The 16,639-nt window shown below is 42.6% G+C and carries 13 protein-coding genes; 3 read left to right on the top strand and 10 right to left on the bottom strand.

Annotated features, from left to right (window positions below):
• Positions 1 to 134: 134 nt before the first annotated feature.
• Both HMPREF9009_RS05130 and HMPREF9009_RS05125 read right to left on the bottom strand, forming a co-directional pair.
• Complete coding sequence (locus HMPREF9009_RS05130) at positions 135 to 662, bottom strand: shikimate kinase (RefSeq protein WP_004314493.1); 528 nt, start codon at positions 660 to 662, stop codon at positions 135 to 137.
• A 115-nt stretch (positions 663 to 777) separates the two neighbouring features.
• Positions 778 to 1,380, bottom strand: coding sequence for a nitroreductase family protein (locus HMPREF9009_RS05125; RefSeq protein ID WP_008770436.1), 603 nt, complete (start codon positions 1,378 to 1,380; stop codon positions 778 to 780).
• A gap of 139 nt (positions 1,381 to 1,519) precedes the next feature.
• On the opposite strand from HMPREF9009_RS05125, the gene HMPREF9009_RS05120 reads away from it, so the two are divergent.
• Both HMPREF9009_RS05120 and HMPREF9009_RS05115 read left to right on the top strand, forming a co-directional pair.
• Positions 1,520 to 2,155 carry a ribonuclease H1 domain-containing protein gene (locus HMPREF9009_RS05120; RefSeq protein WP_049701623.1) on the top strand — a complete coding sequence of 212 codons (636 nt, stop codon included), beginning with the start codon at positions 1,520 to 1,522 and terminating at the stop codon, positions 2,153 to 2,155.
• A 29-nt stretch (positions 2,156 to 2,184) separates the two neighbouring features.
• Positions 2,185 to 3,957 carry an ArnT family glycosyltransferase gene (locus HMPREF9009_RS05115; RefSeq protein ID WP_049701622.1) on the top strand — a complete coding sequence of 591 codons (1,773 nt, stop codon included), beginning with the start codon at positions 2,185 to 2,187 and terminating at the stop codon, positions 3,955 to 3,957.
• Here the strand turns inward: HMPREF9009_RS05115 and HMPREF9009_RS05110 are convergent.
• From HMPREF9009_RS05110 to HMPREF9009_RS05080, 7 genes are all read right to left on the bottom strand, one after another.
• Positions 3,944 to 5,923, bottom strand: a complete 1,980-nt coding sequence (locus HMPREF9009_RS05110) for an LTA synthase family protein (RefSeq protein WP_049701621.1) — start codon at positions 5,921 to 5,923, stop codon at positions 3,944 to 3,946. The genes HMPREF9009_RS05115 and HMPREF9009_RS05110 overlap by 14 nt on opposite strands.
• Positions 5,924 to 5,969: 46 nt before the next feature.
• Complete coding sequence (locus HMPREF9009_RS05105; protein WP_004314482.1) at positions 5,970 to 6,389, bottom strand: GtrA family protein; 420 nt, start codon at positions 6,387 to 6,389, stop codon at positions 5,970 to 5,972.
• Complete coding sequence (locus HMPREF9009_RS05100; RefSeq protein WP_004314479.1) at positions 6,373 to 7,329, bottom strand: glycosyltransferase family 2 protein; 957 nt, start codon at positions 7,327 to 7,329, stop codon at positions 6,373 to 6,375. Before HMPREF9009_RS05100 ends, HMPREF9009_RS05105 begins: the two co-directional genes overlap by 17 nt.
• A complete protein-coding gene (locus tag HMPREF9009_RS05095; RefSeq protein WP_049701620.1) occupies positions 7,326 to 8,129 on the bottom strand; it encodes a polysaccharide deacetylase family protein in 804 nt (267 codons plus the stop codon). The genes HMPREF9009_RS05100 and HMPREF9009_RS05095 overlap by 4 nt, the downstream gene beginning before the upstream one ends.
• 29 nt (positions 8,130 to 8,158) lie before the next feature.
• On the bottom strand, positions 8,159 to 9,994 hold the full coding sequence (locus HMPREF9009_RS05090; RefSeq protein WP_049701619.1) for an ABC transporter ATP-binding protein: 1,836 nt from the start codon (positions 9,992 to 9,994) through the stop codon (positions 8,159 to 8,161).
• A 120-nt stretch (positions 9,995 to 10,114) separates the two neighbouring features.
• Positions 10,115 to 11,239 (bottom strand): AAA family ATPase, encoded by a 1,125-nt coding sequence (locus tag HMPREF9009_RS05085; protein WP_049701618.1) that lies wholly within the window; start codon positions 11,237 to 11,239, stop codon positions 10,115 to 10,117.
• A 78-nt stretch (positions 11,240 to 11,317) separates the two neighbouring features.
• On the bottom strand, positions 11,318 to 13,405 hold the full coding sequence (locus HMPREF9009_RS05080) for a virulence-associated E family protein (protein WP_049701617.1): 2,088 nt from the start codon (positions 13,403 to 13,405) through the stop codon (positions 11,318 to 11,320).
• Positions 13,406 to 14,008: 603 nt separating this feature from the next.
• Here HMPREF9009_RS05080 and HMPREF9009_RS05075 point away from each other — a divergent pair.
• Positions 14,009 to 14,620 (top strand): HU family DNA-binding protein, encoded by a 612-nt coding sequence (locus HMPREF9009_RS05075; protein WP_004314474.1) that lies wholly within the window; start codon positions 14,009 to 14,011, stop codon positions 14,618 to 14,620.
• A 152-nt stretch (positions 14,621 to 14,772) separates the two neighbouring features.
• Here the strand turns inward: HMPREF9009_RS05075 and tnpC are convergent, their stop codons facing one another.
• Positions 14,773 to 16,551 (bottom strand): IS66 family transposase, encoded by a 1,779-nt coding sequence (tnpC, locus tag HMPREF9009_RS05070; RefSeq protein WP_004300191.1) that lies wholly within the window; start codon positions 16,549 to 16,551, stop codon positions 14,773 to 14,775.
• Positions 16,552 to 16,639: the final 88 nt, after the last annotated feature.

The following is a 16,639-nucleotide window of genomic DNA, read 5'->3' as shown; positions in this document are numbered from 1 at the left end:
ATATAGACTTTACCTTAATTTTGTGTTATTAGTCAATAAAAAAATCTCATAACGAGTGCAAGGTACTAATATTGACTGAATGAACAATAAAGAGTATCAAAAAAATAAAGTCTGATATACAATTTAGGCACAGATTATAATCCGAGAAGTTGTTGCAAACGTTGCACTGATGTTTCAATCTGCCAACGGTCTTCCAATTCATCTGCATTAAAGATATATTGTGCCTGGTGATAAAAAGGCGCGCGTTTCTCAAGCGCCTGAACGATGAACGCTTTCAGTTCGTCATCCTCTTTCCCCTGAAGAATAGGGCGTTGCTGTTTAGCCACACGCAAGCGTCTGAACAGCACATCCGGATGCACATCGAGAAAAACCGTCTTTCCGGTCCGGTTCATAAAGTCCATATTATCAAAAAAACAAGGCGCTCCACCTCCCGTCGAGATGACCACATTCTCAAACTCGGCTACTTCATGAAGCATATTCCGCTCCAGTTCCCTGAATCCTGTTTCGCCTCGTTCAGTGAATAATTCTCCAACGGTTTTGTGAAAACGCTCTTCGATATACCAGTCCAGATCAACGAACGGTATATCCATCTGCCGGGCAAATGCTTTACCCAGCGTGGTTTTTCCGGCACCCATATAGCCGGTAAGGAAGATACGAACCATAAATGACTAATTTTGCTCACAAAATTAATCATTTAATGAAGAATGAAGAATGAAGAATGAAGAATTTTAGCCATTATGCCATCCAATTCTTCATTATTCATTCTTCATTCCCGATTTATTTAAAGATTCTCACCCGTTCTTCAAGCGGCTGAAATTCTTTTTCACCCGGTTTGCCAATAGGAAGTCCGAACGGCATTTCCGCAATCAGATGCCAATGTTCCGGCAAGTTCCATGCACGGCGCACTTCTTCATCAATCAACGGGTTATAGTGTTGCAGCGATGCTCCGAAACCTACATCCTCAAGCATCACCCAGATAGCCAGCTGGTGCATGGCAGAAGTCTGCAATGACCATCCCGGGAAGTTCTCCTGATAAGACGGGAAAGCCTCCTGAAGTCCTTTCACTACCTTTTGATCCTCAAAGAACAGTACAGTTCCGTAGCCACAGGCAAAGGAATGATCTATCTTCTCTTCTGTCTTTGCAAAAGCTTCAGCCGGTACAATCTTCTTCAATGCATCTTTCACGATCTGCCACAGTTTCTTATGAGATTCTCCCAACAGGAGCACCACACGTGTAGTCTGTGAATTGAATGCTGACGGTACGTGACGCACGGTCATATTAACGATACATTCGATCTCCTGATCGGATATAGGTGACTGATTAGTAATTGAATAGTAAGTCCGACGTTGTTTCAAAGCTTCACTAAAAGATCTTTCCATCATAGTTCCTTTCTTATTTTATATTCTTAAAACTCTCTTTTTTTTATAACAAGTATCCCCCCTAACTTGTTCAGTTAGAGAATATATTTGTACCTTCGCAGCGTCAATTCATTGACTATCTAAATTTATCGTCAGAAAAATGGCAAAACAGAAATTTTATGTCGTATGGGAAGGCGTCATACCCGGAATTTACACTTCCTGGACAGACTGCCAGCTTCAAATCAAAGGATACGAAGCTGCCAAATACAAATCATTCGATACGCGCGAAGAAGCGGAACGCGCGCTGTCAATGTCTCCATACGCTTATATCGGCAAAAATGCAAAGTCTAAAGCAGGAGGTTCCAAACCTTCGTCAGATACTTTACCCTCTTGCGTGATCGACAATAGCCTGGCAGTCGATGCAGCCTGTAGTGGCAATCCGGGACCGATGGAGTATCGTGGAGTACACATTGCCAGCCGGCAGGAAATTTTTCATTTCGGCCCGATGAAAGGCACGAATAATATCGGCGAGTTTCTAGCCATCGTACACGGGTTGGCGTTGTTGAAGAACAAAGGTTTCGACATGCCTATTTACAGTGATAGCGCCAATGCGATCAGCTGGGTACGACAGAAGAAGTGCAAAACCAAGCTCCCCCGCACTCCGGAAACGGAAGAACTGTTTTTATTGATCGAACGGGCAGAAAAATGGTTGCGGGAAAATACATATACCACTCGTATCCTGAAATGGGAAACGAAAGAATGGGGAGAAATTCCGGCCGACTTCGGCAGAAAATAAAAGAACATAAATTTCAATCATAAGAAAAGATGAAAACATTGACTTCAAACAAAGCTTTCTGGCTGTTATTAGTCATTTGCGTAGTTACTATCCTGCCTTTCCTCGGCTTGTCGGAATACCACACGAAAGGTGAGCCTCGCGAAGCTATTGTTTCCTATTCCATGCTGGATAGCGGAAACTGGATCTTACCCAGAAACAACGGAGGAGAAATGGCTTACAAACCGCCTTTCTTCCATTGGAGCATCGCTGCTGTATCAGCAGTAGTGAACGGAGGGCAAGTCACAGAAATGACCTCCCGCCTGCCGTCCGCCATCGCCTTGATTGCCATGACTCTCTGCGGCTTTCTGTTCTTTGCCAAAAGAAAAGGAGTGCAACTGGCGTTATTGGCTGCCTTTATTACCCTGACTAATTTCGAATTACACCGGGCCGGAGCCAACTGCCGGGTGGACATGGTATTGACAGCGCTCACCGTTGGCGCTCTATATTGTCTCTACAGATGGTATGAGAAGGGGCTCAAAGGTATTCCCTGGCTGGCCATTCTCCTGATGAGTTGCGGAACACTGACTAAAGGACCGGTAGGTACTATCATTCCATGCTTAGTTGTAGGCATATTCTTGTTGCTCCGAGGTGTCAACTTCTTCAAGGCATTCCTGCTGCTTTCCGCCTGGGCTATCCTTTCTCTCATCCTGCCTATCTGCTGGTATGTAGCTGCTTACCAACAAGGTGGAGAAGAATTCCTCGCATTAGTGATGGAAGAAAACCTCGGCCGTATGACGAATACCATGAGTTATGATTCATGCGTGAACCCCTGGCACTATAATTTTGTGACCTTGTTTGCCGGATATGTTCCCTGGACACTGTTAGTCGTACTTTCTCTGTTCAGCCTGACTTACCGTAAGTTCAATATCCAGCCAGCCGCTTGGTGGAAACGTTTCACTGCTTGGATAAAGAATATGGATCCGGTAGATTTATTCTCTTTCACCAGTATTGTCGTCATCTTCGTTTTCTACTGCATTCCGCAGAGCAAACGCAGCGTCTATCTGATGCCTATCTATCCTTTCATTGCTTATTTCCTTGCCAAATATCTATTTTATCTGGTCAAGAAGCAATCCAAAGTCATCAAAGTATATGGAAGTATTCTTGCGGTAATCAGTCTGTTGCTGTTCACTTGCTTCATTGTGTTAAAATGCGGGCTCATCCCTGAAACAATCTTCCACGGCCGTCACGCACAGGACAACATTAATTTCATGCGCGCCATACAGAATATTAGCGGAGCAGGAGCCTTGTTGCTGGTTGCCGTTCCTACCATCCTCGGTATCTACTGGTGGTTCTATCAACGGAAACATGCATTGAGCAACCGCTTCCTGTATGCCCTCGTCGTGCTTACCATGGGATTATACCTTGCATTGGACGGTGCTTATCAGCCGGCAGCATTAAATTCGAAATCCGTCAAATTCATCGCTGCAGAGATCGAAAAGATTGCGCCGGAAAGCGAAGGAACTATGTACGAATTCATTGAAGAAAGTCTGCATGCAGCAGGTGACCCTGTACATTACTTCGAGATTAATTTCTACCTGAATAACCGTCTCGACAACTTCTACCAAAAACGTCCTGCCAAAGGTTTCTTGTTGATCGGCACCAATGACGCAGAGAAATATCTTCCTGAATTTGAGAAAGAGGGGTATCAGTTCGAACAGGTTTACGAATCTCCTAAACGAGTGCTCCGGCAAATAGCCAAAGTATACAAGTTCATTAAAAACGAACAGCCTGAAAAAACCGAAACTACTCCTATTGTTGAGTAAAAGGGACAGAATTTACCGTTTTTCCATGCTTCACAAGGAACTCTGCCGATTGGAGCATGGAAAAACTATATTCTTTTAAAGGCAAAAAGCGATCATCCATCGGAACGGCTTTCAATTTGCCATTGTCTATATGATAAGTAAATTCCTGCTGCGTCTCGTAATTATAAAGATACAATAACGTATCATTGCGTCCCACAATCATATTGTCGGCAGTATAAAACATACAGGGACGTTCTTCTTTCAGCAAATCCACTCCAAAATTATTCTGTAGATAATCAATATTCAACAGCCCCAATATCGTAGGCTGTATATCTACCTGACCTCCAAAAGTGTTTTTCTCTTCCGGATGAATACAGCTGGAGTAAATCATCAGCGGGATATGGTTATAAGATTCCGGCAGCTCACATTCGGCGTCTCCCACCAATTTGCCATGATCTCCTTCCAACACAAATATCGTATTATCAAACCAGGGCTGTTTACGTGCCTCTTCAAAAAACTTACGCAAAGCCCAATCCGCGTACTCAACAATCTGCGTCTCGGGTTCACTCGTTTTCGGATGGAAAAAAGGAGGTATCACATACGGCGGATGATTGCTGATGGACAGCAAAGTAGCAAAGAAAGGCTCTCCGGTGGCAGCCCGCTGATTCAATACCGGAATTGCATAGTCATACAGGAAATCATCCTGTACTCCGAAGCTATTCACAACCTTATCAGCCGGATAATTTTCTTGTGAGAACACTTCATCATAGCCGTTTGTCCGGAAAAAAGCGTTCATATTATCATACTGCCCTTCGTGCGTCATAAAGAAAAGGTTATAATAACCGTTTTCTTTCAGGACAGTAGGCAGTCCCGAATAGCGGGGAATGACAGAGCCTTTCATGAGGTTTCGTTTCATCATCGCCGGGAAAGAATATAAGGTGGCATACAAACCATGATTCGTATGGATTCCTGCCGAATAGAAATTACGGAAGCTAATAGAACGGGTATACAGACTATCCAGGAAAGGAGTCAGCGTTTCTGATTGCCCGAAATGCTTCATCAGTTTACTGGACATGGATTCCATCATAATCAGTACAACATTGGGGCGACCTTGCTGCACACTATCTGCTTTTGAAGCATGTCTGTACACAGCCAACGGTGAGACGGCTACCTCTCCCTGACGGTTGAGCAGAGCTTGCGCCTTAGTTATGGCTTCCTGCTCATCCATCAGATGCAAGTATTTATTTTCAGGACGCATATCATCCATCACACTCGTCAACAGATTAAAAGTCGGACTTACTCCCAATTGATTCAGAAAAGCATCCTGACAGAAATATGCCGCACTCACTTTGATCGGATTATAACCTGTACGCCCCCGAATTCCAAAGATGCAGAGGCCGATCAGACAAGCTCCGACCAGAAGCACAACTCCTCTCTTCCAAAATGGGAACGAAGCGGAAATGGTAAGGCTACGACGATGGAAATAACGCGACAGACAGACAAGCCATACTATGAACCCGGCCAAGAAGAGCAGGAATAATCCGATGGACAAGTAATAGGCACTTTCTCCCAATATCATTCCGGCGGTAGTTCCTGCATAACCGAACCATTCGAATATAGAAGAATTGATATGCTTAAAGAAATAGGCAAAGTAGGGTATGTCCGACGCACTGATTAAATAGACCAGTCCATAAAACACACTGAAAAAGATTGTGAAGAAACGGAACAATGCTTTCCCATAGTAGTTGCAGACTCCACACACCACCGCAATTGCCAGCGGCAACAGAAGTATGTAACAACCGATCACATTATCAAACCAGACACCATGCACAAAAGCAAGCATTGAAAGGCTCTTATCCGACAAGGCTTCAGAAGTCAATTGATGATAGGATGAGATAAAAAGTACCAGGCGAAACAGTCCTGCGATCAGCAAAGCCGAAACATGTATTGTGAGTATATATACAATAAGATTTAGAAAACGTTTCATAATAGCCTTTTCTTTTTATGAATTAAATGAAAGAGATTTAATAAAATTATTTTCTCCCTTTGTAGATATAAACGAAATGAAGAATTAGGAAATTGATAGGTACTACAATTATCATCACCAGTATCGGCGCCAGAAGTTCGCCTGCCCCTATCCAAAGGAAGAGATTCAATAAACCAATCTCAAGCAGATAATTAATCAGATGACTAAAGCCAAACCCAACCGCATTGCGAGACGAGGGCTTGGAACGAAAAGTAAAAAAGGTAGTCAGGAAATAATTGCAAATAAATCCGACGGCATAACCTGCCGTAAAAGAGATATTGGCGTTTGCAACCAGTAAAACCAGACAATACACTCCGTAATGAATAGCCGAGGATACAGTGCCGACAACTCCGAAACGAACGAATTGCCAGAACTTATCCCGCCAGTCCGGATGCCTGTCAAATATAGCTTTACTTATCTTGGTCATCGTATAGTACTTCTTCCACATTATAGAGCGGACGACGTTTTACTTCTTTATAGATTTTCCCAATATACAACCCGACAGCTCCTATTGACATTAGAACAATTCCACCGACAAACCAGACAGACAACATCAAAGATGCCCAGCCATGCTCTGCCGTACCCGAAATTAAAGAATACAATACATAAATTCCTATCAGTATACTGATAAAAACAAATATAATTCCCAGATAAACAATACCGTAAATAGGCTTCACCGAGAAAGAGGTTATTCCGTCCAAGGCCAGGCTGAACATCTTTCTTACTGTATATTTGGAGGTTCCGGCTGTCCGTTCCCGGATTACGTCATCTACCGTAGTAGAAGGAAAACCCAGCAATGGGATAATACCACGCAAATAGACATTACGTTCTTGATAATGAGACAGCTGTTCCAGTACTCTCCTACTCAAAAAACGGAAATCCGCATGATTGTAGATTGTCTCTACTCCCATCCGGTGCTGTAATTTATAAAAAGCGGTTGCGGAAAGACGTTTCAGCATCGGATCTGCCTGGCGGGATACTTTCACCCCGTATACGACATCATATCCTTGTGTATAAGCATCGATCATCTCCTCAATCGCATTCAGGTCATCCTGCAAATCGGCATCAATGGTAATAACGGCATCACTCCAGTCTTTAGCGGTCATCATACCGGCCATGATGGCATACTGATGTCCTACGTTGCGAGCCAGGTTCATTCCTTTTATATATGGATTCGTCCGGTGCAGTTGTTTAATAATGCTCCATGTACGATCTTTACTGCCATCATTCACAAAAAGCACAAAACTGTCGGCGCTGATCTTTTTTTTCGCCACCAAGTCATCAAACAAAGCTGTCAAACGGGTGGTTGACTCTTCCAACACTTCCTCCTCATTATAGCAGGGGGATACAATAGCCAATTTAATCATTGTTCGTTCGGTTTATTTAGTTCAGCCAGTTTTATCTGCGCAAACTCCGAGTAAGTCATAAAAGGGTAGCCTTTTTCTTTCAGGTTGCGAATAAGCATATCCAAACGTTCCTCCATTCCTTTACCGGAATGGTTGCGGATGATAAAAGGCATTTTAAATTCAGGGTGTTCACCCAACGGATAAAACTCCCATGGGTGGAAATAGGTCACAAAATATCCGTCATGTTTCAACACCCGGTTTACCAGGCTTTGATAAAGCCACATCGGCAGATTATGACAAGACAACCAAAATAGTGGGAAACGAATCCATGGAGTTACAGAAGCCGGGATTTGAAGTAGTTTGCCTATCATAAAGCAGGTACGCGGCTCTGATAAATGCATATATCTTCCGGGGATAAATGCGGGATTCAATGAGGAGTTGTACACATACCCCATTCGTTCAAGTTCCGTATCTGATACGGGAAACATACGCGGTTGGCGATAGCCTTCTATCGTTCTGCCGGTAAGACGTTCCAGAATTTCTTTTGAACGGCTGACATCTGAAGCCTGCGGCTGCCAATGGTCACATCCATGCGCAGCCACTTCATGTCCTTCGTCCATAATGCGCCGCATCACCTCCGGCGCATTTTCTGCAAAATTGCTTGTACAGAAGAAGGTAGCTTTCACCCCGTTTTTTTTCAGGCAGTCCAGTATCCGGTTCGTACCATAGACTGATACTTTCATCGCTTCATCCAACGGAAAGTCTACGCCATGTTCACGAGGTACATCAAATTCTTCTGTATCAAAACTTAATAATATCATTGCATTATCAAAAAATTACAATTGCCGCATTACAGTTGTTGCATATCATGCAGGCGTTTGTAATAGCCGTTTAATTCTATAAGTTCCTCATGCTTACCACGTTCTACAATCTCTCCTTCATACAACACGCAGATTTCATCTGCATTCTTAATAGTAGAAAGACGATGGGCAATAGCAATCGTCGTACGTGTTTTCATCAAACGTTCCAACGCTTCCTGCACGAGACGTTCTGATTCGGTATCCAATGCAGAAGTAGCCTCATCGAGAATCAGAATCGGAGGGTTCTTCAGGATGGCACGGGCGATACTGATACGCTGGCGCTGACCACCGGACAGTTTTCCACCACGGTCACCGATATTCATATTATATCCTTCCGGTTTCTCCATAATGAAATCATGCGCATTGGCAATCTTTGCTGCCTCTACCACTTGTTCCATTGTCGCATTCTCCACACCAAAAGCAATGTTATTGAAGAATGTATCATTAAACAAAATAGCTTCCTGGTTTACATTACCAATCAGACTACGCAAATCAGCAATACGCACGTCGCGGATGCTCGTTCCGTCAATGGTAATATCACCTTCCTGTACATCATGGTAACGTGGCAACAAATCGACTAAGGTAGATTTACCGGAACCTGACTGTCCAACCAGTGCAATCGTTTTTCCTTTGGGAACTGTCAAATTTACATGTTTCAGTACCTCTCTCTTACCATCGTAGCTGAAAGAAATATCTTTAAATTCAATCTTGTCATTCAAACCTTTCAACGGTTTCGGATTCGGAATCTCCTTAATCTTATTCTCTGCTTTCAGGATTTTATCAACACGTTCCATAGAAGCCAAACCTTTCGGAATGTTGTATCCTGCTTTAGCAAAGTCTTTCAACGGATTGATTACGCTATACAAGATAACCATATAGAAGATGAATGTAGGAGCATCAATCGTGGCATTCTTGCCTAAAATCAATGTACCACCAAACCACAGTACGGCTACAATCAGAATGGTTCCCAAAAACTCACTCATCGGATGTGCCATAGCCTGACGTATAGCAACCTTGTTTGTTGCATCCCGAAGTTCGTTACTACATTTGGTGAAGCGGTTAATCATTTTATCTTCCGCAATAAAAGCCTTGATGATGCGCAAACCTCCCAGTGTTTCTTCCAATTGCGACATCGTATCACTCCATTTTGACTGTGCCTCCAATGACTGGCGTTTCAGTTTTCTTCCGACTGCTCCCATCAGCCAACCCATTCCCGGCAATACAACGATGGTAAAAAGGGTCAACTGCCAACTCGTTATAACCAAAGTGATAAAATAAAGAAGAATCAGAATCGGACTCTTCATCAACATATCCAACGAACTAGTAATGGAGTTTTCAACCTCTCCCACGTCACCACTCATACGAGCTATGATATCTCCCTTTCTTTCTTCAGAGAAAAAAGACATTGGCAAGCGCATTACTTTTGCATATACCATAATACGAATATCACGTACTACTCCCGTACGCAATGGAATCATTACAGCTGAAGAAGCAAAGTAACAACCGGTTTTAAACAATGTCATTATCATCAGGAACAATCCTAAAAAGATAAGGGCTATAGTAGGACCATTATCCATTATCATTTGAGATATGTAATAATAGAAGTTATTCTTGGCAACATCTGCTAAATCACCACTACCCCATTCCATAAAATGGTATACTTTATCCGCTCCTTCTGTTTTAAACAGAATACTCAGAATAGGAATCAAGAAAGTGAACGAAAATACGTTGAATACAGCAGACAAAATATTCAGCAAAATAGCCCAGCCGATATACTTCTTATAAGGCGACACGAAACGTCGCATTAGTTGTAGAAATTCCTTCATTATTTACCATTAAAAAAGTTAAGACCGCAAAGATACAATAAAACTGATTAACAGGCAGTAGTTTCAGCTAATTATTAACGCGATTTATCGAAAAGCACGTTTCAACAAACAAAAAACGACTCAATAATTCTCTTTCAACCAAATACCCAAGAAACGATCATATATTTGATACACTCCCTTTTCTTGGGTCACAAAATCCTTTTCCAGTAACCCTTTCAATGCTGCCTGCACAGAACTGGCTGAAGCCAGTCTGTATTTCTTTATGAAAGCACCGGAAGTAATAGCTTTCGCTTTTCCCTCTTTAGTGATAGCAATCAGTAACTCCTTTTGCTTTTCCGGCAAACGAAAAAGGATTTCCGAATAAGTATATCTGAATGAATCAATAATCTGCCGAATAGCCTCTGACACCATTTCCACTTTACAGACTCCGTGCTCCGGGGTCATATCATAAAGTGTATTCAATACTTTTTGTATATACCATGTGACTCCTTCAAACTGTTGATAAACTGTGGTAACAGCACTTTCTTCCATTTCTTTGCCTGCACGTTTGAAATGCATACATGCAAAACGAATGTATTCTTCTAAAGGAATACTTTCCAAATGCATCATTGACACACTTTGATAAAAAGGTCTGGAAGGCGTCAAAAACATATTCCCCATCACATGACGCTGGCTCCCGGCAAAAATAAAACGCGCATTATTACAATGCTGCACATAAGTCCGGAGAGTAGCCTCTACATTTTTCTCTGCATACCCGGTAATCTGCTGAAATTCATCAATGGCAATCAAACAAGGCTTATCCGCTTGCTCTAAATACCGGAAAATTTCATCGAGCGTAGTAGCCGGAGCTTGTATATCTCCTAATCCCAAATTCAAAGAAGGCATACCATTCACATCAAAAGAGATACTGGCCTGCAAAGATTTCACACATTCCCAAAAACCATGCAAAGCTTTCTTCCCCACAGGTTTCAGTACTTCCAAAATCTCTTTACTAAGTGCAAATACCAAGTCGCGCAATGACCGGCTGTCATATATATCAATAAAGAAGGTGTAATAATCCTGCTTAATTTCAGGAAACTGAAAGCAATGACGGATCAGGCCCGTCTTTCCCATTCGTCGGGTAGAGACAAGAGCCAGGTTATTCCCATTCATCACTTCGCGTACCAACTGTTCGCTTTCCTGCTGACGGTCACAAAAATAATCAGCAGACACATATCCACTTGTTATAAAAGGATTTCTTATCATAGTCTTCGTATATCTCACGTTATTACGCAAAGATAATTATTATAAAATAATAAAATGCACATCTCGTGCATTATTTCATCATCCCCCTTGCCCAACAGCCACCACATGATAATAAACTCCGCGTGTTTTCCTGAATGACTTTACTCCCAGCTTCTGCAAAATACGCCCGAAATAATTAACCTGTCCGGAAGAAATCTTCATTTTACTTGCCTTTTGTATCCGCTGAAGTATATCTGCAGCAAGTAACCATTCTCCCTCTTCTTCCTCTTCCGCTACCCGGTAATACACCTGGAACAACTGCTCGATTGCCGGCGACTGCTCAAACTCCCGGTTCGCCTCCGTCATAATAGCCTCTTCCTTCTCATCAAACCAGTAACGTTCATTACTACGCAGCAGTGCCATTGCCTGGGCATACAATTGCTCATAATCAATAGGGCGGACCACATCAATCACTCCAGTCACCTCAACACCGATAAAACGACGACTGCCGGAAGTATCCGTCAGTAAATCTTTATGGTTGCTCGTACCTATAAAAGAAGCATACCGACGAAGTTCCTCCACAGCCGAAGCATTCGGTCGTCGTGTGTTGACAACGGGCTTTTGCAGAATATGCTTGAGGAAAGACTGCTGATTGATGCCAATCTGATCGAACTCATCCATATTAATCAATAAAAAGCGATTCAAGTATAACTCGGCATCCCGCTTCCGGCTGAAATCAATGCTATCCGTATAATAAGCCTGCAAGCATGGAGGCAAAATCAACCGGCAAAATGTAGACTTACGATAAGCCTGTGGACCTATCAATATAGGAGAAGTGCTATTTGCATGATTCTTTCCCATTCCACGCCAATGCGCTATCATACTAAGAAACCAACGACGAAACAATTGCGCCCAATGAGGATGATCGCAAGGAACTCGTTTGGCAAGATCGCCGATGTGATCCTTACCATCCCAATGAGGAAGGTCATAAAGGAATTCCTCGATAGGCTGATAAACCGGCACATGATCCGAATTCAGGTAACGTACCACGTCTTTATCCCACAGCTTAAGCCCTTCATAATGTGCATTCATTGCAATACTTGCCATCAATCGTTTATCCACCGGATGAAAATAAAAATTAAAACTGTTCCGTTCACGACATTCCACTTGTGACGTCAACTGGTTGAAACGAAAATCATAACGCCGTTTCATAAACTCATCCATCTGCATGACAAATAATTGTTCCGGCAACAGACTACTTTTACTCGCAAATCCTTCACAAGTGCGGTATACATTCCGCACGGTTCCCCGAACCAATGTATCGTCCTTCGGCAAGCGATAATGAGCACGAGACCATCGCACTGTATCTTCCTCCGGAATACCGGCACGGAAACAATGTCCTGCGAGGTTAATCAACAGCGATTGTTTGTCTCCTTCCGGTTGATAATCAGTCTCTTCATCCAACGCACGTGCAAAAGCAGCTTCGAAAAGGACAGAAAGTGCATTACACTTTTCATATCCCGGCGCAAGCCGTTGCAATGGCGAAGTTTCCGTTTGTACCCGTTCGCGATAAGTCACCTCACCCGGCATAGCGGCAGGCTGCTTCATATAAATAGGCATTGCTTCGGGATTAAAATACAAGTGCGGGTCAAAAGTTAAACGACAATATTGCTCCAACGAAGGTACTTTCAGCTCGATATCATAAGGAAGTTGTGGCTGATAAAATTTCACTGCCAACCGATAGGCATGCGCATGAAAAAGCTCCGCTTCTTCACTAGTTGTCGGCAAACGATCATTGGGATAAGTAAAGCGTACCCATACTTTCACAGACTTTCCGGAAGAACCGGTGAAAGCTAAGTAAGTCTGCGGAAGCTCCTTTACCCGTTCTTTCACCTCATCCGCCTCCATACGTCCGGACAAGTTGTTGACCTGAATCATCACAATTCCGTTGTATTCACTCATCGTCGTTATGCCGCCTTTGCGAAAAAAGGCGGCTGCAGGTATCAGCTTCGGCACTTTCTGTACATAGTCATTTTTATCACCCGGAAGCATAAAAGGCAGGACTTCTCTCATTTTTGAGACGGGCTGTGTTTTAGTTTCCACTTTCATTTGCTCCACGAGCTGTTCAATTCTCAACGTACGCATAGTGTTCACCTTGCCATCGTCTCTTACCAGTGTTATTCTCATTACTTTATTTATTTGTCCTGCATGTGTTTTGTAGGGCGATTATTACGACACAAATATACTGTAAATATTCCACACAAACAACTTTTCAGAGAATACTTATTTCATCTTTCTACTAGAAAAGATTTTTCAATTCTATTTCTCATGTTCTCATAGATTTCAGATAAAGCACATATAATCAAAGAAGTACATTATGAGAAACGTTTTTAAAACAGGTGTTTCTCATACTATCCTCATCGATTTTCTTCAAAAAACCGCTATTTCTCATACTCTTTCAGGGTATTTCTCATAGTCAGACACAACTATTCTCCTGTTTATCCGCCAAGCTTATTTTAGAAAACAGCTAGCTATTTCTTTCATGAAAACAACTAGTTAATTACTTGTTTTTCACCTAATAATGTCGTATCTTTGAAAGAGCATCCCAATCGTTCTACTGGAGTGCACAGGCCTGTTCACTACAGTAAAAAGTTCTGTCTACTAGAGTGAAAAGAACCGTTCACTGTAGTGGAACAATCAGGATGGCGGTTGAATAATAAAAGAATAAAAGCAAGATACACTAAGAGCATCAGTACATAACATATAAATAACCATTAAATTAAAACAAAGATGGCAATACAATTCGAGTTTTATAAGAATCCCCAACCGGAAAAAGAAGGGGAAGAACCTAGTTATCACCCACGGGTGGTTAATTTTCAACATGTGACCACTCAAAAGCTGGCAAGAGAAATCCACATGGCAACTACTTTCGGGAAAGCAGAAGTAGAAGCCATGTTAATGGAATTGAGTAGATGCATGGGCAACCATCTGTGCGAGGGAGAACGAGTACATCTGGATGGAATCGGCTATTTCCAGATTACATTGCAAGCTACCGAACCCGTGCACTCGCTTACCACTCGTGCTGACAAAGTGAAACTTAAGTCCATTAATTTCCAGGCTGACAGAGATTTAAAGAGTTTGTGCATGACTAGTCACTTACGACGTTCGAAATACAAGCCACATTCGGCTTCTCTTTCAGAAGAAGAGATCGACAAGAAACTTACTGCCTATTTTGCAACTCATCCTGTATTAACCCGTAGTAATATGCAGTCGCTCTGCAGTTTCACTCAAAGTATGGCCAGTAGACAAATCCGTCGCCTAAAAGCACAAGGCAACTTACAGAATATAGGTAAGCCCACACAGCCTATTTATATACCAACACCGGGCCATTATGAGAAATGAGTTCAACAGGTATGAGAAATAAGCCAAATCAAGGTCTATTTGCGAATAAAACTATGAGAAATACCGTAACCATACTATTTTCCGCCACGCCAATTTTATCGGCTGTCTTTCAGCCGATAAAATAAAAATGCCCGTAAGAAAATATTTTTGTTTTAACATTCCGGTTTATAGAAACATGGCAGAAGAGCCTTCTTGTCGCAGTCCTTACCATGAAGAATACATTCAAACAAGTGTTTCAGGTAATTCTGAGGGTCTATGCCGTTCAACTTACAGCTTTCTATCAGAGAGAAGGTGAATGCAGAGTTTTCTGCCGCATCCTCACTGCCAACGTTCATACAGTTCTTGAGCAGCAGCTTTACAGGTTTCATCCTTTGCTCACAGAGGTTGTTCGAGATTTCTGCTGAACCGTCCTTGAGGATATTTCTCAAGGATTTCCACTGGTTTATCGTATAGTTCACGGCCTTTCTCATCAGTTCGTTAGCCATAATCTTCGCATCCTGCATCATAATGACCACCTTATGATGGATACGTTCAAGAATCGGTCCTGTTAGCTTAAGCCTTCTTTCCTTAATCTGCTCACCGCTGAGTTTCATCATACGGAACAGGTCTTCATTTCTGAACATCTCACCGATAGGATCTATTATGTCCATCGCTGTTCTGTCTGAAGGCAGGGCATCAACCCACAACCTTCTACAATGCGTCCAGCATCCTATATGAAGCACCTTTGAGTCGTCTCCGTCAAACATCCTGTAAACCGTATATCCGTCAGTGGATATGGTTCCCATAAAATATTCCAGGAATGATTTTGCCGCATCGGACGACCTGCTGCCGTTATTATAGTGATAATAGACCATCTTAATATGCTTGGCAAAGAAAGCCCATAAGTACTTTCTCCTGTAAGCCTTACCTTCCTTTGTTTCCACTCCAACAAGCTCAGTAGTCTCATCAACCATAAGGTAATTAGCTCTCTGTACAAACTCCTTGAAGACATCTTCCATGAACTCCCTTAGTTTGGCGATTCCGTTATGGATATAGCTGTTCAGCGTGGTATTGCTTATGTGGATACCCTCTCTTGCAAGCAGTCTTATCTGTCTGTTCTCAGGCATGCTGAAGTCATATTTCAGACAAAGCAGACGGGCAAGCAGTTCAGGAGAGAAGATACCTCCAAGGTTTTTCAGCGGATGTTCCATGGTGCTTGTGAAAGTGCCGTCCGCAAGCTTTACCCTTGCCACCTTGTAAACATGCTCCACGTTATAAGCCCTTACATGTTCTATGACCCTGTATTCCCACACATCAGGCATACCGTTGCGGTTCATAAACCGTCCCCCTTCTGGAAGCGTGTAATACTCGTCCACTTCATGTACTACCACCTTGTCAACTTTCAATTTTGTTTTCCCGGCACGTGGTGCGGTTTCCTTTCTCCTTGAAGGTTTGCTGTTCTGGGCAGGTATGTTGCCGGAAGAGGTATTGCTGCCGGTTTCGTTATCATCGGTCTTATTATTATCATCCTTCCTGTCAGAACCGTCATACTCGGATTGTTCCAGAGCGGACTTGTCGAGATTACGGTTGTTCAACAGCCTTCTTTGCTCGGAAGTACGGCCGAAACGGTGTTTCCTGCTGTCCTCAAGCTGAAGTCTGAGATTGGAGATCTCGTTTGCCAGCATCCTGTTCACCTCATCCTTTGCTTCAAGCTGCTTTCTCATAAGTTCCATTTCTTTCCTGTAATGTTCAACCGTGGTTGACTGCTTTTCGATGGTATCTTTGAGATCATTGATGGTATCTATCAGATTTTTAGAGTTCTCCCTGTTGGATTCTTCAATAGACTCAAGCCTCGCAATCAATTCTTTATTCTGTTTGCGAAGACCTGCCTTTTCCTCATTCGCCAGACCCAGCTGGCAGCAAAGTAACTCGTATGCTCTTTCATCAATCATGATATAAAGGTACGAAAAATCAGGCACTTACGCAAACTTTTTACCGTTTATTTTTTATACTATCCTGTTGATAATCAGTATGTTAATA

The organism is Bacteroides sp. 3_1_13, from assembly GCF_001185845.1.
Taxonomy (GTDB): domain Bacteria; phylum Bacteroidota; class Bacteroidia; order Bacteroidales; family Bacteroidaceae; genus Bacteroides; species Bacteroides xylanisolvens.
Note: the sequence above shows the minus strand (reverse complement) of the source record. Positions and strands in the feature narration are given on the sequence as shown.